The following is a 22844-nucleotide window of genomic DNA, read 5'->3' as shown; positions in this document are numbered from 1 at the left end:
TCGTACAGGCGGGTGGCCTGGAACAGGCCGTTGTCGCCCTTGACCAGGGCCTGGGTCTTCCAGCCGAACGCGGTCGCCCGCACCTGCTGCACCCACGCGCCGAGGTCGTCGACGCGCGAGGACGTCGCCCCGGTGCGGGTCTCGGTGGCGGGGGTGCCGAGGCATCCGCCCTGCCAGGAGCGGACGGCCACGGCGACGATCTCGGGGGTGCCGTTGCGGTCGCGCAGCAGCGGGGCCCCGGCGTCGCCCTGGCACAGGGCGGCCGCGCCGGCGGCGGGCGCCGTGTCGATGCCGGTGGCGGCGACGGCGCCGACGGTGTGGATGGTGGTGTGGACCTGGAACGGTGCCCACTCGGTGGCGGTCCGGCCGTGGCCGGGGACGCGCAGGCTGTCGCCGGCCGTGGGCGCGGTGGCGGAGACGGCGAGCGGGGTGACGCCGTCCACCGGCGTGGCGAGGCGGGCCATGACGAGGTCGCGGTCGCCGCGGGTGGCGAGCTCGGCGATGCCGACGGTGTGGCCGGCGATCGTGGCGGTGCTCGCGGTCGCGGGCGCGCCGGCGGCGGGGTTGTCGCCGAAGCAGGAGGCCGCGGTCAGGACCCAGTTGCGGTCGACCAGGGTGGCGGTGCAGGCGCGCGAGCCCGGGTGGCCGGGCTGCCCGACGGTGACGGTGCCGGCGGCCTGGTAGTCGGGGCCCGGGGCGGGGGCGGCCGGTCCGTCGGTGGCGTTGAGCTCCAGCAGGGTGGTCGAGCTGTTGGCGTCGCCCTCGCCGACCGGGGTCCAGGCGTTCTTGTTGACGTCGAGGCTGCTGACCGTGCCCGCCGTGTTCAGCGTGGCCTTGATGGTGTGGTCGTCGCCCTTGATGTTGTAGACCTGCGGGATCTCCAGGGCGAGGTACCCGGTGGGCCCGGTGATCCGGAAGCACACCAGGCTCGGGTTGGCCGTGCGGCTGTACAGCTGCACCAGGCCCGGCCCCGAGGCGCAGTCGGCGAGCACGATGTGCCCGTCCCCGGCCGTGAGCGTGATGTTCCGGTCCGCGAGGACCTTGGCCGCGTCCGGGTAGCCGAACCCCTCCGTCGCGACCGGCGCCGGCGTGGCCTCGGCGGCGGTCGCCGCCGGAACCGAACCGGCCATCACGGGTATCGCGAGGGCCGCACCGAGGGGCCAGGCCAGTCTTCGAGCTGTACGCACCAGAATCTCCCGTAAGAGGACATGCCCGGGAGGCACCAGCACCCCCCGAGCCGGCAAAGAAATGATCAATCGGACGCTATCGCCCGCATTCCTCGCCCGTCAAAGCCGCCGACCGCCCCCGGCGATTCCCTGGCGGGTCGTCATGTTCCCGGTGGTTTTGGGGCGGTATTCCTCCGGAACGGTGATTTCGCTCTTCGAGGGAATCCGCTCGAATTGTCAGGGGAGGCGGGTCGCCTCGATCACGCACATCGGGCCCTGGGTCGTGCGGATCCGGTCGAGGTGGAAGCCGGAGGCGGCGAGGAGGTCGCGCCAGTCGGTGGCGGAGCGTTCGCGGCCGGTGAGCATGCCGAGCATGGTGAGGTCGAGGAGGGAGGCCACCTCGGGGGCGGCGCCCTGGTCGAGGACGGTCTCCACCAGGATCAGGCGGGCGTCGGGCGCGGTGGCGGCGCGGTGGGCGTTGGCCAGGATGCGCCCGGCCTTGTCGTCGGACCAGTCGTGCAGGATGAAGCAGGCCAAGTAGTCGTCCGCGGGCGGCACTTCGACGAAGAAGTCGCCGCCCGCCGTCGTGATCCGGTCGTCGACCCCGTGGGCGCGCAGGACGTCCGGGGCGGCCGCCACCACGTGGGGCAGGTCGAAGACGGTGCCCCGCAGCCGCGGGTCGCGCTCGGCGAGGACGGCCAGGACGGCGCCGTCCGCCCCGCCGAGGTCGACGACGGTCCGCGCGCCGTCCAGCTCGACCGCGTCCAGGGCGTGGTGGCGGATGGCGCGGGCGAAGTCGGTCATCGCGGCGGTGAACGCGCCCACCCGGGCCGGGTCCGCGCCGACCCAGTCGAAGAACGGTTGCCCGTATGCGAGTTCGGCGGCGGGTCGGCCGGTCTCGGCGGTGCCCCACAGCTCGCCGAAGGCGTGGTAGTGCGAGTCCATCCACATCAGGGCGATGTTGCGGACGGACTCGGGTACGCCGGAGGCGAGGGTGCGCCCGAGCGGGCCGAGCCGGACCAGCCCGGTGCCGGCGTCGAGCGCGAAGACGTCCTCGCGGGCGAGCGCGTGGACGATCCGGGCCAGCGGGTCGGGGCGCAGGCCGCTGACGGCGGCGAGCTCGGCCAACGGGACCGGCCCCTCGAGGAGTTGGTCGGCGAGGCCGGCTCGGGCGGCGACGAACAGGGCCTGGGCGATCTGGTACCCGCCGAGCAGGCGCAGCATCGCGATGGCGGGCGTGGGGGAGGCCGCGGCGTTCATGCCGGTCAAGCTAGCGAGCCGGACTTGCGGGCGTGTCCGGGCGCGCGGGCGGCCCCACCCGGGCGGAGCAACGCGGTGCCGGGGCGCTCAGTCGATCACGTCGGGCGCGAAGTAGTCGCGCAGGCGGGCGATCCGGTCGTCGCGGATCCGGAAGATCTGGACGAGCGAGGCCGTGGTGTCGCCCTCGTCCCCCTCCCCGTCGAAGACCGTGTCGATCTCGGCGATGAACACGTCCGGATCGGTGGTGGTGTGCAGCACGTAGCTCGACTTGGCGAAGTTCGGCGTGCGGCCGGCCTTCCCGCCGCGCTCGTACTGCGCGGCCATCGCGCTGCGGATCTGCTCGCGGCCGACCAGGCGCCTGGGGAAGTCGGCGGCGGCGGGCACGAACGGTGCCTCGAAGACGCCGTCCTCGGTGAAGGTCTCGGCGAGGGCGTCGGCGTCGCGGGACAGGGGTCCGGCGTGGATGTAGCTCTCGAAGATCTGCTGCGGCGTTCGGGCCATGTCGGCCTCCCTGGACTCGGGCACGGGAGACCACATAATCACGGGGAGGCTCCACTGGCGAAAGGATGTGACGATGAGTCAGGAGAACGGAACCACCCTCGGTAGACGCGGTCTGCTGGCCGCCGCCGGCGGTCTGGCGGCCGGGTTGGCCGTGACCGGCGGCGGCGTGCCCGCGGCGGCCGACGCCGCCCGCGACTCCGCGCCGTCCGATCCCGCCCGCTCCGGCCCCGCCCCGTTCGGCCCGGCGAGCGTGCGCCCAGGGGACCCGCGGTACGAGAGCCTGCTGCTCGCCGACAACCACCGCTTCGTCGGCCGGCCGGACGAGGTCCGGGTCGTCGGCTCGACGGAGCAGGTGGTGCGGGCGGTCGGGGAGGCCGTGCGGGCCGGGCGCAGGGTGGGGGTGCGCAGCGGAGGGCACTGCTTCGAGAACTTCACCGCCGACCCCGGGATCCGGCTGCTGCTGGACCTCTCACAGCTGGACGCGGTGGGCTACGACCCCGCGCGCCGGGCGTTCGCCGTCGAGCCCGGGGCGACGCTGGGCACGGTCTACCGGACGCTGTTCAAGGGCTGGGGCGTGACGATCCCGGCGGGCGGCTGCCCGGAGGTCGGCGCCGGTGGGCACCTGGTGGGCGGCGGGTACGGGCCGCTGTCGCGGCGGTACGGCTCGGTGGTGGACCACCTGTACGCGGTCGAGGTCGTGGTGGTGGACGGGGACGGCACGGCCCGTGCGGTGGTGGCCACGCGGGAGCCGGACGACCCGCACCGGGACCTCTGGTGGGCGCACACGGGTGGTGGCGGCGGCAACTTCGGCGTCGTGACCCGCTACTGGCTGCGCTCCCCGGCCGCCGACGCCGAGGCCCGATCGGCCGCGCCGGACCCGGGACGGCTGCTGCCACCCGCCCCGGGCGAGCTGTTGGAGGCGGTGGTGGAGTTCCCGTGGGACCCGGCGGTGATGACGGAGGAGGCCTTCACCGGACTGCTGCGCAACTTCGGGACCTGGCACGAGCGCAACAGCGACCCGGGCTCCCCGGCCGTGGGCCTGTACGCGGTGCTGGAGCCGTCGCACCACACGGCGGGCGGCTTCCTGCTGGTGGTGCAGATCGACGCGGGCGTCCCGGGGGCGGACGGGATCGTGAGCGACTTCCTGGAGCAACTGGTCGCCGGCACCGGTCTGGACACCGCCGCGGGCGGCCGCAAGACGGTGCCCTGGCTCTACGTCATGACCTGGCCGGGCAACGGCGAGTCCGGGGACCTGCTCACCCGCCGGTACAAGGGCAAGGCGGCATACCTCAAGCGCTCCTTCACCGACGCCCAACTCTCGACGATCTACCGGCACTTGAAGAACGGCACCGGCACCCCGGCCTGCGGCATGCTGCTGATCGGCTACGGCGGCCAGGTGCGCGCGGTGGAGCCGGGGGCCACCGCCGTCGCCCAGCGGGACGTCGTCATGAAGGCGGTGTTCCACAGCATCTGGGCCGACGCGTCGGACGACGGCGCCAACCTGACCTGGCTGCGCGAGCTCTACCGCGAGGTGTACGGCGACACCGGCGGGGTGCCGGTGCCCGGTGAGGTGAGCGACGGGTCCTACATCAACTACCCGGACGTCGACCTCGCCGATCCGGCCTGGAACACCTCGGGGGTGCCCTGGCACACCCTCTACTACAAGGAGAACTACCCGCGCCTGCAACGGGTCAAGGCCCGCTGGGACCCGCTCGACGTCTTCCACCACGCACTCTCGGTGGAACTGCCCGCGTGAGGCGTCAGGAGGGCTTCCACGGCGTCCGGCGCGCGGCGGCCAGGGTCAGCAGGCCCCAGAGCGCGCCCGCGCCGGCCACCGCGTAGACGCCGAGGCCGAGGAAGGACAGGTCGTAGTCGGTGCCGACCGGCGGGACGTAGTCGTCCGGGTCGGCCAGGACGACGACGCGCCCGCCCACGCTGGACGGGCCGCCGCAGCCCGACCCGCTGTACTCGCCGTGCGGCAGCGGCGTCCCGTCCGCGCGGCGGATCCCGCACTTCCAGCCCACGAGGCCGCGCCGGTCCCGCTCGGGGTCGGCCCACGTGACCACGGCGTCGGTCCGCACCCCGCGGTGCGCGATCACCTCGGCCTGGAAGGTCCTCATGGGAAGGACGAGCAGCGCGATCCCGAGCACGACGCCCGGCCACAGCACCCACCCGGTGGTCCGGAGGGCCATCAGGCCGCCGAGCCCCGCGATGAACACGATCACGGCGGCGATCGCGCAGGGCATGCTGTGGTCCGGGTTCGCACCGAGCACCATCAGGCCGATGACCAGCAGCGGCACGAGCAGTCCGGTCAGCAGCGCCGTGATGCGGACGGTCCGCGGCTTGAGCGGCTGGTCCTTGCGGGGCCGCCGCTTCCCGGCGCTCCCGGCGGCGGACTTCGGGCGGAACGTTCCGTCGCTCAGCGGTCGCTTCTGCTTCCTGTTCCTGCGGCGTGCCATGTCCGGGCCCCGTCCGTCCGTGCGCTCCTGCTCTCCCGCGCTCGCGACAGTGTCGCGGCAACACCGGTGCGAGCGGAACCCGGGCCCCCGGATCTCGCCAGAACTCTTGATGTGAAGTATCTTGATGTCGAGATTGATCCGGGGTGGGCCCGGGAACGGAACGGGGGAGAACATGGGACGGAGCGGGAACGGGCTGATCGGACAGCTGCGGCGGCCGCCGGGCGGACGGGACGCCCGCACGATGCTGCTCGCCCAATTCGTCGACCGCACCGGCACGGGCGTCTGGGCCGCCGCCTCCGTCCTGTACTTCACCTTCGTCCGCGGACTCGACGCCGGGCGGCTCGGCCTCCTGCTCGGCGTCGCCGCCGTCGCCGGGATCGCCGGCTCGCCGCTCGCCGGGCGGGCGGCCGAGCGCTTCACCGTCCGCGGCCTCCTGACCGCGTGCCACCTGCTGCGCCTCGGGACGATGGCCCTGCTGCTCGTTGTCGACCAGTACGTCCTGATGCTGCTCCTCGTCGCGCTCACCTGCCTCGGCGAGCGCGGCGCCAAGACGCTGGAGATGCTCTTCGCGACCCGGGTCGCGGGCGAGCGGCGAGGCGAGTACCAGGCGCTGTTCCGCAGCGTCGCCAACGCGGGCTACGCACTCGGCGCGGGCATCTCGGCGGCCGGGCTCGCGGTGGGCACGGTGACCGCCTACCGCGCGCTGATCCTGGCCAACGCGCTCTCCTTCGTCCTCGCCGCGGCCCTCGTCCGGCGGACGGGCGAACCGGCCGGGCACGGGCTCGTGGTGACGCGGAGCACCGCGCCGAGCAGGCCCGGGCCGGCCGCCGGCAGCCCCTGGCGGGACCGCGGCTACCTGCTCTTCGTCCTCCTCGACATGCCGCTCAACCTCGACGACTCCGTGCTCAACGTCGGCCTCCCGCTCTGGCTCGTCCACCACACCAGCGCGCCGCACGCCCTCGTGCCCGCCTTCCTGGTGCTCAACACCGTGCTCGTGGTGGTGCTCCAACTGCGCGTCTCCGCTTGGGCGCAGGGGCCGGGCGGGGCGATCAAGTCGCTGGCCTGGTACGGCGCCACGCTGCTCGCGAGCTGCCTGCTGCTGGCGGCCTCGACCGGGCGCGGGGTGTGGGTGGCGTCCGCGGCGCTGCTCGCGGCCGGGGCGCTGGTGACGTTCGCCGAACTGCTGCGCTCGGTCAGCTCCTGGGAGTTGGCGGTGAGCCTGGCCCCGCCGCAGGCGCGGGCGTCCTACCTGGGCGTGGCCGGGATGTCCCAGTCGGTGCAGAAGTCGGCCGGGCCACTGCTGCTGACCGGCGTGGTGATGACGGCCGGCCCGGTCGGCTGGATCGGGCTCGGCGCGGTGGTGACGGCCCTCGGCGCGGTCCAGCGCCGGGCGGCCGGCCGACGACTGGCCGCCCTGGCGCGGCCCGTGGAGTCCGAGCGGCGCGAGGACGGCCGGCAGGCGGCCCGCGAGGTTCAGCGGACGACGTCGATGTAGCTCATCGTGCCCACGGATCGGGAGCGGGCCGTCGCCTCGCGGCTCGCCCTCGGCCGCATTCCCGTCGGCCGTCTCCGGCACGAGGGGACGGAGCTCCGTGCTGCTCGGCGTGAGCCGCGCTCCTTCACCGCACGGCAGTCGGGGCGCAGCGTGATCATGCGTACGACCGGCATGCGCCCGACAGGACTCACCCCCGAATTCCCTCGCCGCCGTCCGCCAGGGCGGCGGCCTTGCGCAGGAGGACGGAGCGTTCGCGTGCGTTGGCGCAGAGGCGGACGGCCCGGTCGAGCTCGGCGCGGGCCTCGGCGGTGCGGCCGAGGCGGGTGAGGAGCTCGGCGCGGACGGTCGGCAGCAGGTGGGAGCCCGTGAGGCGGCCGGTCGCGGCGAGGTCGTCGACGAGGTCCAGCGCCGGCTGCGGGCCGCTCGCCATCGCCACCGCGACGGCCCGGTTGAGCTCGACGACGGGCGAGGGCGCGACCCGGCCGAGCGCCTCGTAGAGGAGCACGACGCGGTCCCAGTCCGTCTCCGCCACGGAGGGCGCCAGGGCGTGGCACGCGGCGATGGCGGCCTGGAGGCCGTACGGGCCGAGGCCGCGTCCGGCCGCCGCGGCGCGGTCGAGGGCGGCCCGGCCGCGGCGGATCGCCGAGCGGTCCCACCGGCGCCGGTCCTGGTCCTCCAGGAGCACCGGCTCGCCGTCGGGCCCGGTCCGGGCGGGGAACCGGGCCGCCGTGAGCTCGAACAGGGCCAGCAGGCCGTGCACTTCGGGCTCACGGGGCAGCAGCGCGGCCAGCATCCGGGTCAGCCGGACGGCCTCGCGGGCGAGGTCGGTGCGCAGCAGGTCGTCGCCGCTGGTGGCCGTCGAGCCCTCGGTGAAGATCACGTACAGGACGCTGAGGACCGCGCCCAGCCGGGTGCGGCGCTCGTCGGCCGGCGGCAGTTCGAACGGGACGCCGGCGGCGCCGATCGTCTTCTTGGCGCGGGTGATCCGGGCCTGGACGGTCGGCACGGGCACGAGGAAGGCGCGGGCGATCTCCTCGCTGGACAGGCCCGCCACCACGCGCAGCGTGAGGGCCACCCGCGCCTCGGGGGAGAGCACGGGGTGGCAGGCGATGAACATGAGCGCGAGCACGTCGTCGTCGACGCGGTCCGGGTCCCACGGCAACTCGTCCGTGCGGTCCGGCGGCTGGAGGGCGCCGGTGGCCGCCTCGCCCTCGTTGAGGCGGCCCGCGAGCCGGGCGTAGCGCTCGTCCCGGGCGGAGCGGCGCCGGAAGCCGTCGATCGCGCGCCGCCGTGCGGTGGCGAGCAGCCAGCCGACCGGGCTGGCCGGAGCGCCGTCGCGCGCCCAGGAGACCAGCGCCTCCGCGAGCGCCTCCTGGGCGACGTCCTCGGCGAGTTCGAAGTCCCCGGTGTAGCGGGCGAGCGCGCCGACGATCCGGGCGGACTCGATCCGCCAGACCGCCTCGACGGCCCGCCGGGCGCAGTCGCCGCCCGGCGGGCCGTCAGCGGGAGCCGGCTCCGTCACAGCTGGCCGGTCCGCTCGCGCCACGCCCGCTCCTTGACGATCCACTCGTTGTCCTGCGGGAACTCGTCGATCGTCGGGACGCGCCGGATCTCGCACTTCGACCCGGTGACGGCGGGCATCCGCTTCGCCCACTCGACCGCCTCCTCCTTCGAGGCGACGTCGATGAGGTAGAAGCCGCCGAACAGTTCCTTCGTCTCACCGTAGGGGCCGTCGGTGACGACGGGGGTCTCGCCGCTGTAGTCGACCACGACGCCCTGGCCCGGGTCGTCGAGGCCCTCGGCGGCGACGAGCACGCCCGCCTTGATCAGCTCCTCGTTGAAGCGGCCGACGGTTTCGAGCATCTCCTCGAAGGGGGTTTTCATCATCTCGGCCATCGACTCGTCGGTGCCGCGCATGATCAGCATGTACTTGGCCATCGTCGTTCTCCTCGGTGCCGGGGGTCGTCCGTGACCCCCTCTCTACCTCAGGTCGAACGGCGGCGTGGGGAATCGACACAAGGCGGGAGAACTTTTTCAGGCTGGCTCTCAGTGGCCCGCCGCCGGGCGGGGCCAGCTGTGGTGGTGCTGGTCGATCACGTAGTGGTGGACGTGCTGCCAGCCGCCCTTGGTGGCCGGGCGGGCGTCGGTGAGGTGGGGGTGGCCGGGCGGGAGGTCGGTGTGGAGGTGGCCGAGGGTGTCCGGGTCGCGGGCCGGCCACAGGGCGGCGGCGCCGGCCGCGGCGGCCAGCGCGACGGCCCCGAGCACGACGGCCGTGACCGGGAGTCCGGCACCCGCCGCGAGCCAGCCGGCCAGCGGGTAGGTGAGCAGCCAGCAGCCGTGCGAGAGCGAGAACTGGGCGGCGAACGCGGCCGGGAGGTCCCCGTCGGCGGACGAGCGGCGGATGAGCCGGCCGCCCGGCGTGAGGACGGCCGAGCTGCCCGCGCCGATCAGGGCCCAGGCCGCGAGCAGCGCCGCCCACGCCCACGCGCCGGGACCGGCGGCCGTGATCGCCGTGACGGCGGCGAGTACGACGGGCAGCGCGAACGCGGCGGGGAGCATCACCCGCCGGTCGCCGGTCCGGGCGAGCAGTCGGGGGAGCAGCAGGGCGGCCAGCATCGAGCCCGCGCCGTAGGCGCCGAGGGCGAGCGAGACGGCGCCGGCCGGGCGGTGGAAGTGCTCACGGACCACGACGACGGTGTTGACGAACACGATCGCGCCGGCCGCCGCGACGGCGAGGTCGAGCGCGAGCAGGGCGCGCAGGCGCGGGGTCGCCCAGAAGAGGCGGGAGCCGAACGCGGCCTTGGCGTAGGCGCCGCCGGTGCGCTCGACCGGGGCGGGCTTGGGCAGGACGGCGGAGACGACGAGGGCGGCGGAGGCGAGGAAGCCCGCGGTGGTGCCGGCGAACAGCCAGTTGTACGGGACGACGGTGAGCAGGAGGGCGGCGAGCGCGGGGCTGAACAGGGACTCAAGGTCGTAGGCGAGCCGGGACATCGACAGCGCCTGCGTGTAGTCGCGTTCGGCGGGCAGGAGGTCGGGGATGGTGGCCTGGAACGTGGGGGTGAACGCCGCCGAGGCCGCCTGGAGCAGGAAGATCAGCAGGTAGACCTCCCACACCTGGGTGACGAACGGCAGGGTGAGCGCCACTGCGGCCCGGGTGAGGTCCATGCCCGCCATGAGGGCCCGCCGGGGTATCCGCCCGGCGATCGCGCCGGCCAGCGGGGCGATCGTGACGTAGGCGACCATCTTGATCGCGAGCGCGGTGCCGAGCACCGCCGAGGCGTCGGCGCCCGCGAGGTCGTACGCGAGCAGGGAGAGCGCGACGGTGGCCAGGCCCGTGCCGACGAGCGCGACGACCTGCGCGGTGAACAGGTGGCGGTAGGAGCGGTTGCGCAGCACGGAGAGCATGGGGCCGTCCCGGTGGTCAGGGGGCGGTGGGGACGTGCCCATGATAGTCAATGCGTGCGTACGCGTGCACATGTTTGTGGGACGTGGGCCCGGGCGGGCTCCGCGGGGGCGTCAGTCGTGCGGCGGCAGGTGCCGGATCTGGTGGTCGGCGACGTTCATGGCCTCGTCGACGAGCCGCCGGAGGTGGCCGTGGCGCAGCGAGTAGACGACCCGGCGGCCGTCGCGGCGGGTGGCGACGAGGCCGGAGAGCCGGAGCTTGGCCAGGTGCTGGCTGACGGAGGGGCGCGCGGCGCCGGTGGCCTCGGTCAGCGTGGTGACGTCGGCCTCTCCCTCGCCGAGTCGCTCCAGGAGCGCGAGGCGGGTGCGGTCGGCCAGCAGTCCGAGGATGGTGGCGGCGACGTCGAGCCGCTCCTCGGCGCGCTGGTGCGAGTGGTGTGCATCTGCCAGCTCGGTGCCACTGCTCATCCGGCCATCGTAGGTCGTCGGACGGCTGTGGGTGTGCTCGGGTGCGCACTCATCGTGAGTTGCCGGGAAGCCGGGTGGGGTGGCGGCCTCTCGGATACCGTGCTGGGGTATATGATCCCGGACCGTCCGGCGGGAAGCCGGGAAGCCTGGGGGAAGGCGGACCACCACATGCACGCGATCCTGCACGCCCTGTCCATCACCGGTTCGATGACCTGGGAGATCACCTGGGCCCTGGTGCTGGGCTTCCTGCTGTCCGCCGTCGTCCAGGCCGTCGTGCGCAAGGCGACGATCGTCCGGCTGCTGGGGGACGACCGGCCGCGCACCCTGGCCGTCGCGTCCGCGCTGGGCGCGGCGTCCTCGTCGTGCTCGTACGCGGCGGTCGCGCTGGCCCGGTCGCTGTTCCGCAAGGGGGCGGACTTCACGGCGGCGATGGCCTTCGAGATCGCCTCGACCAACCTGGTCGTCGAACTCGGCGTGATCCTGGCGCTGTTGCTGGGCTGGCAGTTCACCGCGGCGGAGTTCGTGGGCGGCCCGGTGATGATCCTGCTGCTCGCGCTGCTGTTCCGGCTGTTCCTGCGGGACCGCCTGCTGCGCGAGGCGCGCGAGCAGGCGGAGCACGGCCGGGCCGGCTCGATGGAGGGGCACGCGGCGATGGACATGTCCGTGCGCGGCGAGGGGTCGTTCGCGAAGCGGCTGCTGTCGGGCGGGGGCGTCACGTCCGTCTCGCACGTGTTCGTGATGGAGTGGGCGGCCATCCTGAAGGACCTCGTGATCGGCCTGCTGATCGCGGGGGCGATCGCCGCGTGGGTGCCGGACAGCTTCTGGCAGGCGTTCTTCTTCGCCGACCACCCGCTCGCGAGCAAGCTGTGGGGGCCGTTGGTCGGCCCGCTGGTGGCGGTCGCGTCCTTCGTCTGCTCGATCGGGAACGTGCTGCTCGCGGTGGTGCTGTGGAAGGGCGGGATCAGCTTCGGCGGGGTGGTGTCCTTCATCTTCGCGGACCTGCTGATCCTGCCGATCCTCAACATCTACCGGAAGTACTACGGCGGTCGGATGGCGCTGTTCCTGTTCGCCACGTTCTACGCGGCGATGGTCGTCGCCGGGTACGTGGTCGAGTTCGTCTTCGGCGGCCTCGGGCTGGTGCCGGACCAGCGGACGGCGGAGATCCCGATGGCGGGCATCGGGTGGAACTACACGACGTGGCTGAACATCGCCTTCCTGCTGCTGGCGGCCCTGCTCCTGGTGCGGTTCTTCCGGACGGGCGGCAGGGCGATGCTCCGCATGATGGGCGGCTCGCCGGACGGCGGTAACCACCGCCACGGTCATGACGACCACGACGGTCATGACGACCACGACGGTCATGACGACCACGACGGTCATGACGACCACGACGGTCATGACGACCACGACGGCCATGACGACGACCGCCACGGCCATCACGACGGCCACGACGGTCATGACGACCACGACCACCACCACGGTCACGGCCACCACTGACTCGCCGCGCCGAGCCGCGCCGACTCTGCCACGCTGAAGAGTGCAGCTACCTCGACCGAGGAGGCCCGCACCCATGTCAGCGCAGAAACCGGGACCGGCCGAGCGGCGGGCCCGCGCCGCCGCGCTCCGGGCGGAGGAGGCCCGCCGGCAGCGGCGCCACCGATGGCTGGTGGCCGGGGTCGTGGGGGTGCTCTCGCTCGCCGTGATCGGCGGGATCGCCGGCGTGATCGCGACGAACCAGAGCTCGACCTCCCCCTCCGGTGTGCCGGCGCACCCGCGCACGACCGCCGAGGGTCGCACCACCCCGCCGCCCTGGGACGCGCCCGCCGACGCCGCCGCGGCCGTGAAGGCGGCCGGGCTGCCGATGCTGGGCGCCGAGGGGGAGGTCCTGCACATCCACGCGCACCTCGACGTCTACGCGGACGGGCAGCCGGTGACCGTGCCGGCCCTGGTGGGCATCGACGAGGCCGCGCAGAAGATCAGCCCGCTGCACACCCACGACACCACCGGCGTCCTGCACATCGAATCCCCCGTGCAGGCCGACTTCAGCCTCGGCCAGTTCCTGACCGAGTGGCAGGTCTCCGCCTCCGCCGACCACCTCGGCGGGCTGCGCACCGACGCGACCCACTCGCTCACCACGTACGTGGACGGCAAGGCGGTGGCCGGCGACCCCGCGGCGGTCATCCTCCACGCGCACGACGAGATCGCCCTGGTGTACGGCACGGCGGAGGAGAACGCCAAGGTCACCGTGCCGAGCAGCTACAACTGGCCGAGCGGGCTCTGAGGCGCGCGGGCGGCGGGGCCCGGCACGAGGGGCCCGATGACGCGCTCGGTCGGGTTGACGGTGTTGTCGTCCTTGTCGTCCGAGTTCACCGAGGTGGTGATCGAGCTCGTCGCCCAGGAGACCACGCCGAGGATGATGAACACCACGAGCAGACCGCGCCCGCCGCCGCTGAGCACGAGCGGGCGGGTCGCCGACACCGGGCCGTCCGGCTCGCTGCCCGCCTCCTCGCCGAACAGACGCTTGGGGTAGGCGGAGGTGAGCATCACGAGGTAGGCGGTGGTGCGCATCCGGTAGCGCACGATCGCGGCCGTGGCCTCGAACAGCGGCTGCGGCATCCGGCCGAGGACCAGCACGACGAGCCAGAGGACGAGCGAGGCCGTCCACCACCCCGCGTACACCAGGCCCTGCACGATCGCCGCCGGGATGACGAGGAAGATGCGGAACAGCACGGCCAGCCGGTTGAGCTCCCCGGGCCGCAGCTCGACCCGCACCGGGTACTCGGGCGTCTGGAACCGGAACGGCGGGTAGCGGTCGTGCATGAGCATCAGGTACGAGGTGACCCGGGTGTCGTAGGGGACGAACGCGGTCAGGTAGTCCGCCGCGAAGCCGGGCAGGCGGCCGAGCGCCAGCGCGCCGAACCAGCCGATGACGGTGACGAAGAACGCCACCACCGACAGCACCCACACCACCACGAACTGGGGGATCAGCAGCAGGGCGCGCAGCAGCACCGTCCAGCGGTTCTGCCGCCCCGGTCCCGGCATGTCCAGCACCGGGAGCCACTCACGGCTGACGGGGGCGGGGGGAGCCTGCCACATCCGGGCCTCCACGGTCTCGGGACGACGGACCCCGGCGGGTCGGCGGCCGGGTGCCTTCCGAAGATCGCAGCAGGCCGCCCGGCCCGCGCGCGGTGCTGGGCCGGACGGCTGACGGGTCCTTAAGCCGTGAGGTACGCCGGGTCGTGGGCGCAGATGATCCGGACGTCGGCGGAGCGGGTGCGCTGGAGGGCGCGCAGGCGGTCGAGGTTGTGGAGGCGGGCCGGGTTGTCGACGGCCATGAGGCGCTGGAAGGCGGTGAGCCCGGCCGGGCGGCGAGGGGAGCCGGGGGCGATGTCGGCGTGGTTGAAGTAGGCGTCCCCGGCGTGGAGCAGCCAGCGGTCGCCGGTGCGGACGGCGACGCCGCTGTGGCCGCGGGTGTGGCCGGCGAGCGGGACGAGCAGGACGTCGGCGCCGGCCTCCGGGAGGACGGGCATCGCGCGGAAGCCGTACCAGTCCTCGGTGGCGGCGTCCGGCCGGTGCTCGACCCAGCGCGGGCCGTGCGCCCACTGGGCCGGGCGGTAGCGGTCGCGCTCGTTGAAGGTGTGGCCGGCGCGGGCGGCGCGGAGTTCGTCGGCGAGCACGTGGACCTCGGCCTGCGGGAAGTCGCCGAGGCCGCCGGCGTGGTCCGGGTCGAGGTGGGTGAGCACGACGGCGCGGACGTCGCGCGGGTCGTGCCCGAGGGCGCGGACCTGGTGCAGGGCCGTGCGGGCGGGGGTGAGGCGCGGACGGACGGTGGCGAGGAATCGGCGCCCGAGGCGCTCCCGCGGGCGGGCCACGTCGTCGGTGCCGAAGCCGGTGTCGACGAGGACCAGCCCGTCGGCGCCCTCGATCAGCAGGCAGTGCGCCGAGAGCAGGCCGAGCAGCCGCCCGCCGCCGCCCATCAGCGCGCGGCCGCCGAGCGGGCACATCGTGGCGCAGTCCAGGTGGTGAACGGTCATGTCGCCTCCAGGGGTTGGGGAGCCTCGGGGTTGCGGGACAGCAGCCGGTCGAGGCCGGCGGCCAGCTGGACGTCCCCGTGCGCGGTGTACAGCGCGCCGGCGGTGCGCCGGTGTTCGGCGGCCTCGGCGGAGCGGCCCAGGGAGTCCAGGAACTCGCCGAAGTGGCGGTGTGCCAGGGCGTGCAGGCGGACGTTGCCGGACGAGCGGCACAGGTGCAGGGCCTCGCGCCAGGTGAGTTCGGCGGCGTGCGGGTCGTCCAGGGCGTGCAGGGCGAAGGCCTCGTTGACCATCGCCCACACGTAGGCGTTGGCGGTCGGCTGCGCGGCCAGCAGGTCGCGGGTCTCGCGGGCGAGGTCGAGCGCGGCGGCCGGGGCGCCGAGGGCGACCTTGAGGGCGGCCGCGTTGCTGAGCACGGTGGCGGCGTGCTCGCGCAGGCCGGTGCGCCGGACGAGGGCGAGGGCGGCGTCGGAGAGGCGGTCGGCGCCGACCTGGTCGCCGGTGAGGGCGGTCATCGAGGCGCGCACGGACAGGGCGTGGATGTGCAGCTCGCCGTCCTCCGGCGTGGTGCGCTCGACGGCCCGCCCGGCGAGGGGCAGCGCCTCGGCGACGCGCCCGGTGGAACCGAGGGCGCAGGCCGTCGTGGCCTCCATCGCGGCCAGGCCCTCGCGGTCGCCGCTCGCCCTCGCCGCGCCCAGCCCGACGCGCAGACAGGCGAGGCGGTCGTGGACGCGCCCGGCGCCGTAGTAGAGGGTGGCGGCCGCCCGGGCCAGTCGCCAGGCGCGGTCGTGCTCGCCGTGGTCGGCGGCGGCCGTGACCAGCGCGCGCAGCACCGGCTCCTCGGCGTGGCACCAGGCGAGCGTGGCCTGCGGGTCGGTGAGCCGGGGGAGGGCGAGGTGCCCGGTGCCCGGGGGGCGGAACGGCTCGTGGTACGGGTTCAGGCGGCGGATGGCCGTGCCGGTGGCGAGCAGTTCGTAGTCGACGAGGCGGCGGAACGCGTCCTGCCGGCCGGCGTCGGGGAGGCCCGCGAACAGCTCGGCGCCGTACAGGCGGACGAGGTCGTGGCGGGCGAAGCGGCCGGGGGCGGTCTCGGTCAGCAGGTGGTGGGCGGCGAGGGAGCCGAGCGCCAGCCGGGTCGTGTCGGTGTCGGCGGCGAGCAGTGCGGCGGCCGCGTGGACGTCGACCTCGGTGCCGGGATGGGGGGTCAGGAGGGGGAGCAGGTTCCTCGCGTGCGACGGCAGGTGACGATACGTCAGGCTGAGTGCCGAGTGGACGCCGAGAGTTCCGTCCGGAGTGGCAAGGGTGGGCAGGCGGGTGCGTTCGTCCGCCAACTCTGCGACCAGATCCGCCAGCTGCCAGCCGGGGCGGGCCGCGAGCCGGGCGGCGGCGATCCGCAGGGCGAGGGGGAGCCGGTCGCACAGTCCGACCAGGCGGCGCGCCGCTTCCGGCTCGGCCGCCACGCGCTCGGCGGTGAGGCGGAATCGGAGCAGACGATGGGCGTCGGCATCGGGCAGCACGTCGACCTGGAGCATGGCGGCGCCGTCGGCGACGACCAGCTCCTCCAGGCTGTTGCGGCTGGTGACGACGGCGACGCAGTCCGGCCCCGCGGGCAGCAGGTCGGCGACGTCGTCGGCGCTGCGGGCGTTGTCCAGCAGGACCAGCAGCCGTCGCCCGCGGGTCCGTTCGCGGAACAGCGCGGCGCGCGCGGGGCGGTCCTCGGGGATCGCCGGTTCGGGCACGCCGAGCGCGCGCAGGAAGCGGCCGAGGGCGTGCGCCGGGTCGGCCGGCCCGGCCGGGTCGAAGCCGCGCAGGTCGGCGAAGAGTCGGCCGTCCGGGAAGCCGGGCGCGGCGCGGTGGGCCCAGCGGACCACCGTCGCCGTCTTGCCCACTCCGGCCGGGCCGACCACCACGGCCAGCCCGTCCCCGGTGCGGTCCGGGCCGCACTGGGCGTCGAGCCAGCGGCCCTCCGCCTCCCGGCCGACGAACCCGCGTGCAGGGGTGGGAAGTTGGTCGGGTACCGCCGATGGCGCGGGCGTCGGCGGCTCGGCGGGCTCCTCTTCGGGTTCCTCGCCGGCGAGCACGTCGGAGAGGGCCTGCTGGAGTTCGCGGCCGGGGCGGATGCCGAGCTCCTCCGCGAGGCGCGCGCGGGTCCGGTGGTAGGCCTCGAGTGCGGCGGCGGTCCGGCCGCTCCGGTGCAGGCAGTGGACCAGCAGAGCGGCGACGGGCTCGCTCAGCCCGTCCGCGGCGACGGCCTGCTCCAGCGCCGGGACGGCCGCGTAACCGCGCCCGAGGCGGAGCAGGCGCCGCGCCCAGGCAGCGAGGAGCTCGGTGCGGGTGCCGTCCAGGCGGCGGGCCAGGACCGCGGCGGGCACGGTGGCGGGGAGGTCGGCGAGGGCCGCGCCCTGCCAGAGGCGCAGGGCCCGTTCGAGGAGCGCGGCGGCCGTGGCGTCGTCGTCCGTCGCGGCGGCCCGTGCGCCCAGTTCCTCGGCGGCCAGGGCGTCGACGGCGGCCGGATCGCCGGTGAGGTGGTAGCCGGGGGAGCGGGTCGTCAGCTCGAAGGGGGAGCCGGCGAGCAGCTTGCGCAGCGCGGCGATGTGGCCCTGGAGCGCCGCCTTGGGGTGCGCGGGCGGCTCGTCCTCCCAGAGCAGCTCGACGAGGCGCTCGACCGGGACCGTCCGGTTCAGCTCCAGCGCCAGCAGGGCGAGCACCGCCCGCCGTTGGGCGCCCCCGACCGCGGTGGGGGCGCCGGTGCCGAGCGTGAGCTCCACCGGGCCGAGCAGCCGTATCCCCATGCGTTCCGTCCTGCCGTCACGTCGTTGGTTCGACCGCAGCTTACCCGCCAGTAGCCAAGCGGTTCCCGATGCGTTGAACGCCTTCGCCCGCCGCACCCGTTCACGGAGAAGGGCGCACCGCCGGGCGCCCGGAGACACGGGGAGGACGTGGATGCAGTCCCGACGCGACCAGGTGCAGGCCCACCTGTTCGTGGTGAGCAGACTCGCCTCCGGCATGCTGCGCGCCGAGCCCGACGCCGCCGACACCCCGACCGGACGCACCACCCGGGGCGCGGTGACCGGGCTCGCGCTGGGCGTGCTGATCGGCCTCGGCGCCGCCGTCTACGGGGTGATGGTGCCCGGCGGCGACACGGCGTGGGCCAAGCCCGGCACGCTGGTGATGGTCAAGGAGACCGGCGCCCGCTACCTCTACGTCGGCGGGCAGCTGCACCCGGTCCTCAACGACACGAGCGCGAAACTCGTGGCCGGCGAGCAGATGGCCGTCCAGGAGGTGAGCCGCGCCTCGCTCGCGGACACCCCGCGCGGCGCGCCGGTCGGCATCGCGGGCGCCCCGGACGGGCTGCCGCCGGCCGCCGACCTGGCGGGCGGCACCTGGCTGGTGTGCGGGACCGTCCAGCCGGCGCCGGGTGGTGGCGCGCCCGTGCCGAAGCTGGGCGTGCAGCTGGACCCGGCGAAGGAGGGCAAGGCGCTGACCCCGGGCCAGGGCCTGCTGGTGACGACCCCGGACGGCGCCGTCCACCTGCTCTGGCAGGGCCAGCGCCTGCGCGTCGACACGGCCGACAAGGCCATCCAGGCGCTGGGTTACTCGGGCACGACGCCGTTCCCCGTCACGGCAGGGATGCTCAACGCGCTGCCCGCCGGCCCCGACCTCGCCGCACCCGCCGTCCCCGGACGTGGCGACCCGGGCCCGGCACTGGCCGGCGGCCCGACGCGTGTCGGGCAGCTCTTCGAAGCCCAGGGCGGCGTGCACTACGTTCTTCAGCGGGATGGGCTCGTGCCACTGACGAAGACGCAGTTCGCGCTCCTGATCGGCGATCCGGGCACCCAGAGCGTCGCCTACGCCGGGGCGGCCCCGGCGCCCGCGCGGATCGGCGCGGCCGACCTCGCCGCGCATGCAGCGCCCGGCGCCGGGACCCCGGCGCCGGGCCTGCCCGAGTCCCCGCCGACGCTCGTCACGCCGCTGCGCGACGAGGGCGTGTGCGCGGACCTGCGCGTGGGCACGGGGGCGCCGGTCGGCTCGGTGACGGTCCTGGGCGCGGCCGACGCCGGAGCGGGCCGGGCGCCGGTGTCGCCTCCGGGCTGTGCGGCCGCCGACCTGGTCGCCGTCCGCCCGGGCCGCGGTGCGCTCGTCCGTGCGCTCTCCGGCGCGGGCACGGGCAGTACGGAGTACCTGGTGACCGAGGCGGGCGTGCGCTACCCGCTGCCGTCCGCCGCCGCCGTCAAGCAGCTCGGCTACGCCGGCGCCACTCCCGTCGCCGTCCCGACGGGCGTCCTGGGGCTGCTGCCGGCGGGCCCGAGCCTGGACCCGTCCGTCCTCGGCGGCGACGCCACCGCGAGCCCGGCCGCCAGTGCCGCACCCGTCGCCGCGAGTTCGCCCGCCTGCGGCTGAACCGGCCCGTGAACAGCCTCCGTTGACGAGGTAGACCGACGAACGAAAGGAGCTCCCGATGACCACCCCCGCACCCGGCGGCACGCTCAATGTGGAGCAGCAGGCGATCCAGAACGCCCTGCAGAGCCTCGAAGGCCAGATCGCCGCGATGATCGCCTCCGGCCAGACGGTCGAGCGGATCAACATGGAGATCGCCGCCAACTACGTCTCCGGCGCCAGCCGGAAGTTCCAGGACAGGGTCAACGACTGGGTCACCAACTACAAGCGGGTCATGCAGGCCTTCGACAAGCTCACCCAGGACCTGGGCAGCGCCCGGCAGATCCTCGCGAAGGCCGAGGAGGACGCGCACGTCCAGGGCGGCAACTGGGGCGCCTCGGACGGCGTCTACCACGCCCTCGGCGGCAAGAGCTGACGTTCCGTCAGAAGCATTCCCACCCCAGACCACCGAACACGAGGAGGAGACGCCGATGCCCGGTCCCACCGACATCATGCTCAAGCACGAATCGATCGACGCGGCCTTCCAGGACCTGCTCAGCGCAGCCCAGACCATGCAGAACGACCTGCACGACCTGATCACGCAGCTCGGGGGAATGGAGGCGAACGCCGGTCAGTACAAGGAGGCGTTCCACGAGTTCCTGGCGATCGCGAACCGCAGCTACGAGGCCATGCACAACGACATCCAAGCGGGCGCCACGGCCCTCGACGAGATGAACCAGGCCATGAGGTACGCCGACCGGGCCGCCGCCGCGGGCTTCTGAGCGGGGCACGGGAATGGCCAAGGAATTCCGGACCACCGCGGACAGCCTCAACTCCATCAGGACGCAGGTCGACCTCTGGCGGAGCTGGCTGCTGGGCAACGTGCCGCCGGCCGGCGCGCCCGCGCACGCGGACGGTGACAAGCACACCAACCTGATCCGCCAGATCCAGGCCTTCGCGGCGGGCGGGGACGGTCTGGGGACCGTGGACAACCCCGACGGCTACAGCAAGCTGCTGGGCGCGCTCGAGATGCAGACCTCGACGCAGATGCAGACGGACTTCCAGAACTTCACCAAGGCGGTGAAGGCTCAACTGGACGCCATCGTCAAGTCGTTGGACCGGGTGTCGGACGGCCTCGACCTGGCCACGGTGAAGTTCGCGACGGGTGAGGAGCACGCGCTCAGCGCGGCCGAGATGTTCACAATCCTCTCCGGTTCGCCGAACACGAGCTCGACCAACCCGGTGACGCCGCCCCCCGTGCCTCCGACGACCCCGCCGAAGGCCTGAGTGCCGTCGCGGGCCCGGCCGCGGTCGCCGGGCCCGCGACGCCGTCCGTGAGTGGCAGCCCACGTCGTTCGCAGCGTTCGCAGCGTTCGCAGGATCCGCAGGAGAGTGATTCGATTGGCCGAGAGCGGTGGCAGTGGTGGTGGCGGTGGGGCCGACTACCCCTGGGAAAAGGCGCTGAAGGCCTTCGGCAATCCCAGCCCCGTCTCCCGCGACGACGTGGCCAACCCCGCGATCGTCGGGGACTGGATCAGGGGATCGATCGTCCGGTCGTCGACTCTGCTGACCGACGGCAAGGACAACGACGTCGTTGTCACCGCCGTCCTGAAGAAGTCGGACGGTTCCACCTGGTACGTCGGACTCAACGGCAACTACGGCGGTAACGGTCAGGACAAACCGGGCTTCGACTTCGCGAACAACAAGTGGGACCAGTTCGTCGGCAACATCGACCTCTTCATGCCGGCACTGGTTCTGGGCGGCGAGAACAAGGCCACGAGCCGGCCCAGCCTCGCGTCCGGCGCCTACCTGGTGAAGAACCTTGGCGCGCTGCTCGATCTCATGAAGGTCGACATTCACGCGTGGGGGAACGACCTCGACGTCGCGGACAGCGACTTCCAGGGCACTGCGGCCGGCGAACTGAAGTCGTTCCTGGCCAGCATCGAGAACGCCCTGCTGCTCCTGGAGTTCCGGATCAAGCGGCACGGGGACCCCGTGAAGGCGCTGGACGACGCGCAACTGGCCCTGGGGGACGCGTACACCAACCTGACCAAGGCTCGCGACGCCTGGAGGAACTTCAGCACGAAGTGTTCGCCGATCCCCTGCCTGCGGGAGGCGCTCACGGAGTTGCTCCAGGACCCCATGCTGGGCAAGGGCACCGACGGCAACGACACGGTCCTTTCCGGTGGCCTCGACGTGCGGAGCGACGCGTTCCTCTCGGCCGTGGAAAGCCGGGCCAAGCAGCTCTGGAAGAACTACGTCGCCGACAACCTCGACAAGCCCGCGCTCGGGTACCTGGGCACCCTCAGCGACAAGTTCGCCGACGTCTCGGCGTCGCTGTACACGGACATCCCGACCGAGACTCCCGCACCGGCCCCCATCACCGCGCCGAACCCCGACGGCACCGGCGGTGGCGGCGGTGGCGGCGGGGGTGACGGCAAGGACGGTGGCGGCGGTCCGGGAGGGAAGGACGGAAACGACAAGCTCAACCTCGATGGTGGCGCAGGCGGCGGTGACGGCAAGGGCGGAGACAAGCACGGCGGCGGGCCGCTCGGCCTCAACGGCGGCGGGCCGCCCCCTCCGAAGCACGGCGGGCCGCTCACTCTGGACCCCAACGGCGGCGGCGCCGGCGGCAGCCGCGTCCCGCTGCTCGACAAGGACGGGAAGCCGCTGCTCGGCAAGGACGGCCAGCCGCTGACCGTCCCGCCCGGTTCGACCATCGACGGCCAGGGGCGGGTGATCGGCCCCGACCACAAGCCGGTGCTCGGCCCGGGCGGCACGCCCCTGGTGGTCCCGAAGGGCACCAAGCTGGGCGCGCCGACGCCCGTGGTTCCCGGCGGCGGGTTCTTCACGGTGCCGTCGGGTTCGAAGATCGACGAGAACGGCATGGTCCTCGGCCCGGACGGCAAGCAACTGCGGGACGCCAGGGGCAATCCGGTCTACGCGGGCAAGAAGGGCTCGATCGACAAGGACGGTCGGCTCCTCGACGCCAACGGCAAGCCCGTCACGACGAACGAGCAGCTGTTCGCCGACGAGGAGCACGCCCTCAACTCCCTGACCACGCTCGACCCCGCCACCAGCAACGGCGGGTTCGACCTCGGGTCGCTGCGGGGCGGGAACCGGTGGTCCGATCCGGGTTCCCTCGATCTCGCCGACGGGCTGTCGGGTTCCTTGGGCGGCGGTCGGCTGTCGATCCCCGACGTGGACGTGCCCAAACCGGAGACAGCGTCCGGCTCACCGCTGACCCTCACAGGGGGGTTCTACGGTGACAAGGCGGTGAGCGAGAACGGAGCGGTCAACTCCCCGGCGGACCGGGCCCTGTTGGAGACCGCGAGGAAGGCCGCCGCCGAACAGGCGCTGACCGAGAAGGCCGGTCCGAAGCCCCCGAACCCGGCTCAGGAGGAGGCTCAGCTTCAGGGCCGCAACGTTGCCACCAGCAGCGGCGGCATGCCGCCCATGATGCCGCCCGGCGGCATGGGCGCAGGGGCCGGTGCCCCGCAGGACGGCAAGGAGCGGCAGCGCACCACTTGGCTGGCCGAGGAAGAAGAGGTCTGGGGCACCGACGCCGGCGCCGTCAGCGGCGTGATCGGCCGGTGACGGCACGAGGGGTGAACGCGACCCGCCGCCCCTCCCGTTGTCCCGAATAGCAACCCCAAAGCCGACGCGCCCCTGACCCCGACCCCCGTGG

At 73.9% G+C, this 22844-nt stretch carries 20 protein-coding genes; 9 read left to right on the top strand and 11 right to left on the bottom strand.

The genetic code is table 11. The features are described from left to right. From AB0C76_RS03355 to AB0C76_RS03345, 3 genes are all read right to left on the bottom strand, one after another. Positions 1–1187, bottom strand: a 1187-nt coding sequence (locus AB0C76_RS03355; RefSeq protein ID WP_359958896.1) for a trypsin-like serine protease, incomplete at its 3' end; no start/stop codon positions are given. Between the two features lie 216 nt (positions 1188–1403). Beyond that, a complete protein-coding gene (locus tag AB0C76_RS03350; protein WP_359958893.1) occupies positions 1404–2426 on the bottom strand; it encodes a methyltransferase in 1023 nt (340 codons plus the stop codon). Between the two features lie 87 nt (positions 2427–2513). Next, the gene (locus tag AB0C76_RS03345; RefSeq protein WP_359958890.1) at positions 2514–2927 is read right to left on the bottom strand and encodes a nuclear transport factor 2 family protein; all 414 of its coding nucleotides are present in this window, start codon (positions 2925–2927) and stop codon (positions 2514–2516) included. Positions 2928–3000: 73 nt separating this feature from the next. Here AB0C76_RS03345 and AB0C76_RS03340 point away from each other — a divergent pair, with 73 nt between their 5' ends. Then, on the top strand, positions 3001–4683 hold the full coding sequence (locus AB0C76_RS03340; RefSeq protein WP_359958887.1) for an FAD-binding protein: 1683 nt from the start codon (positions 3001–3003) through the stop codon (positions 4681–4683). Between the two features lie 4 nt (positions 4684–4687). Here the strand turns inward: AB0C76_RS03340 and AB0C76_RS03335 are convergent, their stop codons facing one another. Further along, entirely contained in the window at positions 4688–5386 is a 699-nt protein-coding gene (locus AB0C76_RS03335; protein WP_359958884.1) for a hypothetical protein, read from the bottom strand. 172 nt (positions 5387–5558) lie between these two features. Between AB0C76_RS03335 and AB0C76_RS03330 the strand changes: the two genes are divergently transcribed. Then, a complete protein-coding gene (locus AB0C76_RS03330) occupies positions 5559–6881 on the top strand; it encodes an MFS transporter (RefSeq protein WP_359958881.1) in 1323 nt (440 codons plus the stop codon). Between the two features lie 187 nt (positions 6882–7068). Here the strand turns inward: AB0C76_RS03330 and AB0C76_RS03325 are convergent, their stop codons facing one another. The 4 genes from AB0C76_RS03325 to AB0C76_RS03310 form a co-directional block, all read right to left on the bottom strand. Then, positions 7069–8427: a sigma-70 family RNA polymerase sigma factor gene (locus tag AB0C76_RS03325; RefSeq protein WP_359958878.1), complete on the bottom strand. Its 1359-nt coding sequence runs from the start codon at positions 8425–8427 to the stop codon at positions 7069–7071. Beyond that, positions 8400–8819, bottom strand: a complete 420-nt coding sequence (locus AB0C76_RS03320) for a YciI family protein (RefSeq protein WP_359958875.1) — start codon at positions 8817–8819, stop codon at positions 8400–8402. Before AB0C76_RS03320 ends, AB0C76_RS03325 begins: the two co-directional genes overlap by 28 nt. A 108-nt stretch (positions 8820–8927) precedes the next feature. Continuing rightward, complete coding sequence (locus AB0C76_RS03315) at positions 8928–10286, bottom strand: MFS transporter (RefSeq protein ID WP_359958926.1); 1359 nt, start codon at positions 10284–10286, stop codon at positions 8928–8930. Between the two features lie 111 nt (positions 10287–10397). After that, complete coding sequence (locus AB0C76_RS03310; RefSeq protein ID WP_359958872.1) at positions 10398–10751, bottom strand: metalloregulator ArsR/SmtB family transcription factor; 354 nt, start codon at positions 10749–10751, stop codon at positions 10398–10400. Between the two features lie 168 nt (positions 10752–10919). Between AB0C76_RS03310 and AB0C76_RS03305 the strand changes: the two genes are divergently transcribed. Continuing rightward, the gene (locus AB0C76_RS03305; protein WP_359958869.1) at positions 10920–12245 is read left to right on the top strand and encodes a permease; all 1326 of its coding nucleotides are present in this window, start codon (positions 10920–10922) and stop codon (positions 12243–12245) included. Between the two features lie 73 nt (positions 12246–12318). Next, on the top strand, positions 12319–13029 hold the full coding sequence (locus AB0C76_RS03300; protein ID WP_359958866.1) for a hypothetical protein: 711 nt from the start codon (positions 12319–12321) through the stop codon (positions 13027–13029). Here the strand turns inward: AB0C76_RS03300 and AB0C76_RS03295 are convergent. From AB0C76_RS03295 to AB0C76_RS03285, 3 genes are all read right to left on the bottom strand, one after another. Next, the gene (locus AB0C76_RS03295) at positions 13005–13844 is read right to left on the bottom strand and encodes a DUF4389 domain-containing protein (RefSeq protein WP_359958863.1); all 840 of its coding nucleotides are present in this window, start codon (positions 13842–13844) and stop codon (positions 13005–13007) included. The genes AB0C76_RS03300 and AB0C76_RS03295 overlap by 25 nt on opposite strands. A gap of 119 nt (positions 13845–13963) precedes the next feature. Then, complete coding sequence (locus AB0C76_RS03290) at positions 13964–14782, bottom strand: MBL fold metallo-hydrolase (protein WP_359958860.1); 819 nt, start codon at positions 14780–14782, stop codon at positions 13964–13966. Then, on the bottom strand, positions 14779–17571 hold the full coding sequence (locus tag AB0C76_RS03285; RefSeq protein WP_359958857.1) for a BTAD domain-containing putative transcriptional regulator: 2793 nt from the start codon (positions 17569–17571) through the stop codon (positions 14779–14781). Before AB0C76_RS03285 ends, AB0C76_RS03290 begins: the two co-directional genes overlap by 4 nt. A gap of 151 nt (positions 17572–17722) precedes the next feature. Here AB0C76_RS03285 and eccB point away from each other — a divergent pair, with 151 nt between their 5' ends. The 5 genes from eccB to AB0C76_RS03260 all read left to right on the top strand — a co-directional run bounded on the left by eccB (position 17723) and on the right by AB0C76_RS03260 (position 22753). Further along, entirely contained in the window at positions 17723–19180 is a 1458-nt protein-coding gene (eccB, locus tag AB0C76_RS03280; RefSeq protein WP_359958854.1) for a type VII secretion protein EccB, read from the top strand. Between the two features lie 58 nt (positions 19181–19238). Then, entirely contained in the window at positions 19239–19592 is a 354-nt protein-coding gene (locus AB0C76_RS03275; protein WP_359958851.1) for a hypothetical protein, read from the top strand. A gap of 55 nt (positions 19593–19647) precedes the next feature. Next, the gene (locus AB0C76_RS03270) at positions 19648–19938 is read left to right on the top strand and encodes a hypothetical protein (RefSeq protein ID WP_359958848.1); all 291 of its coding nucleotides are present in this window, start codon (positions 19648–19650) and stop codon (positions 19936–19938) included. Positions 19939–19951: 13 nt separating this feature from the next. Then, positions 19952–20443: a hypothetical protein gene (locus AB0C76_RS03265; RefSeq protein WP_359958845.1), complete on the top strand. Its 492-nt coding sequence runs from the start codon at positions 19952–19954 to the stop codon at positions 20441–20443. A gap of 114 nt (positions 20444–20557) precedes the next feature. Then, the gene (locus tag AB0C76_RS03260; RefSeq protein WP_359958842.1) at positions 20558–22753 is read left to right on the top strand and encodes a hypothetical protein; all 2196 of its coding nucleotides are present in this window, start codon (positions 20558–20560) and stop codon (positions 22751–22753) included. Positions 22754–22844: the final 91 nt, after the last annotated feature.

Origin of the sequence: Kitasatospora sp. NPDC048722, assembly GCF_040650235.1 — a bacterium.
In the GTDB taxonomy this organism is placed as follows: domain Bacteria; phylum Actinomycetota; class Actinomycetes; order Streptomycetales; family Streptomycetaceae; genus Kitasatospora.
Note: the sequence above shows the minus strand (reverse complement) of the source record. Positions and strands in the feature narration are given on the sequence as shown.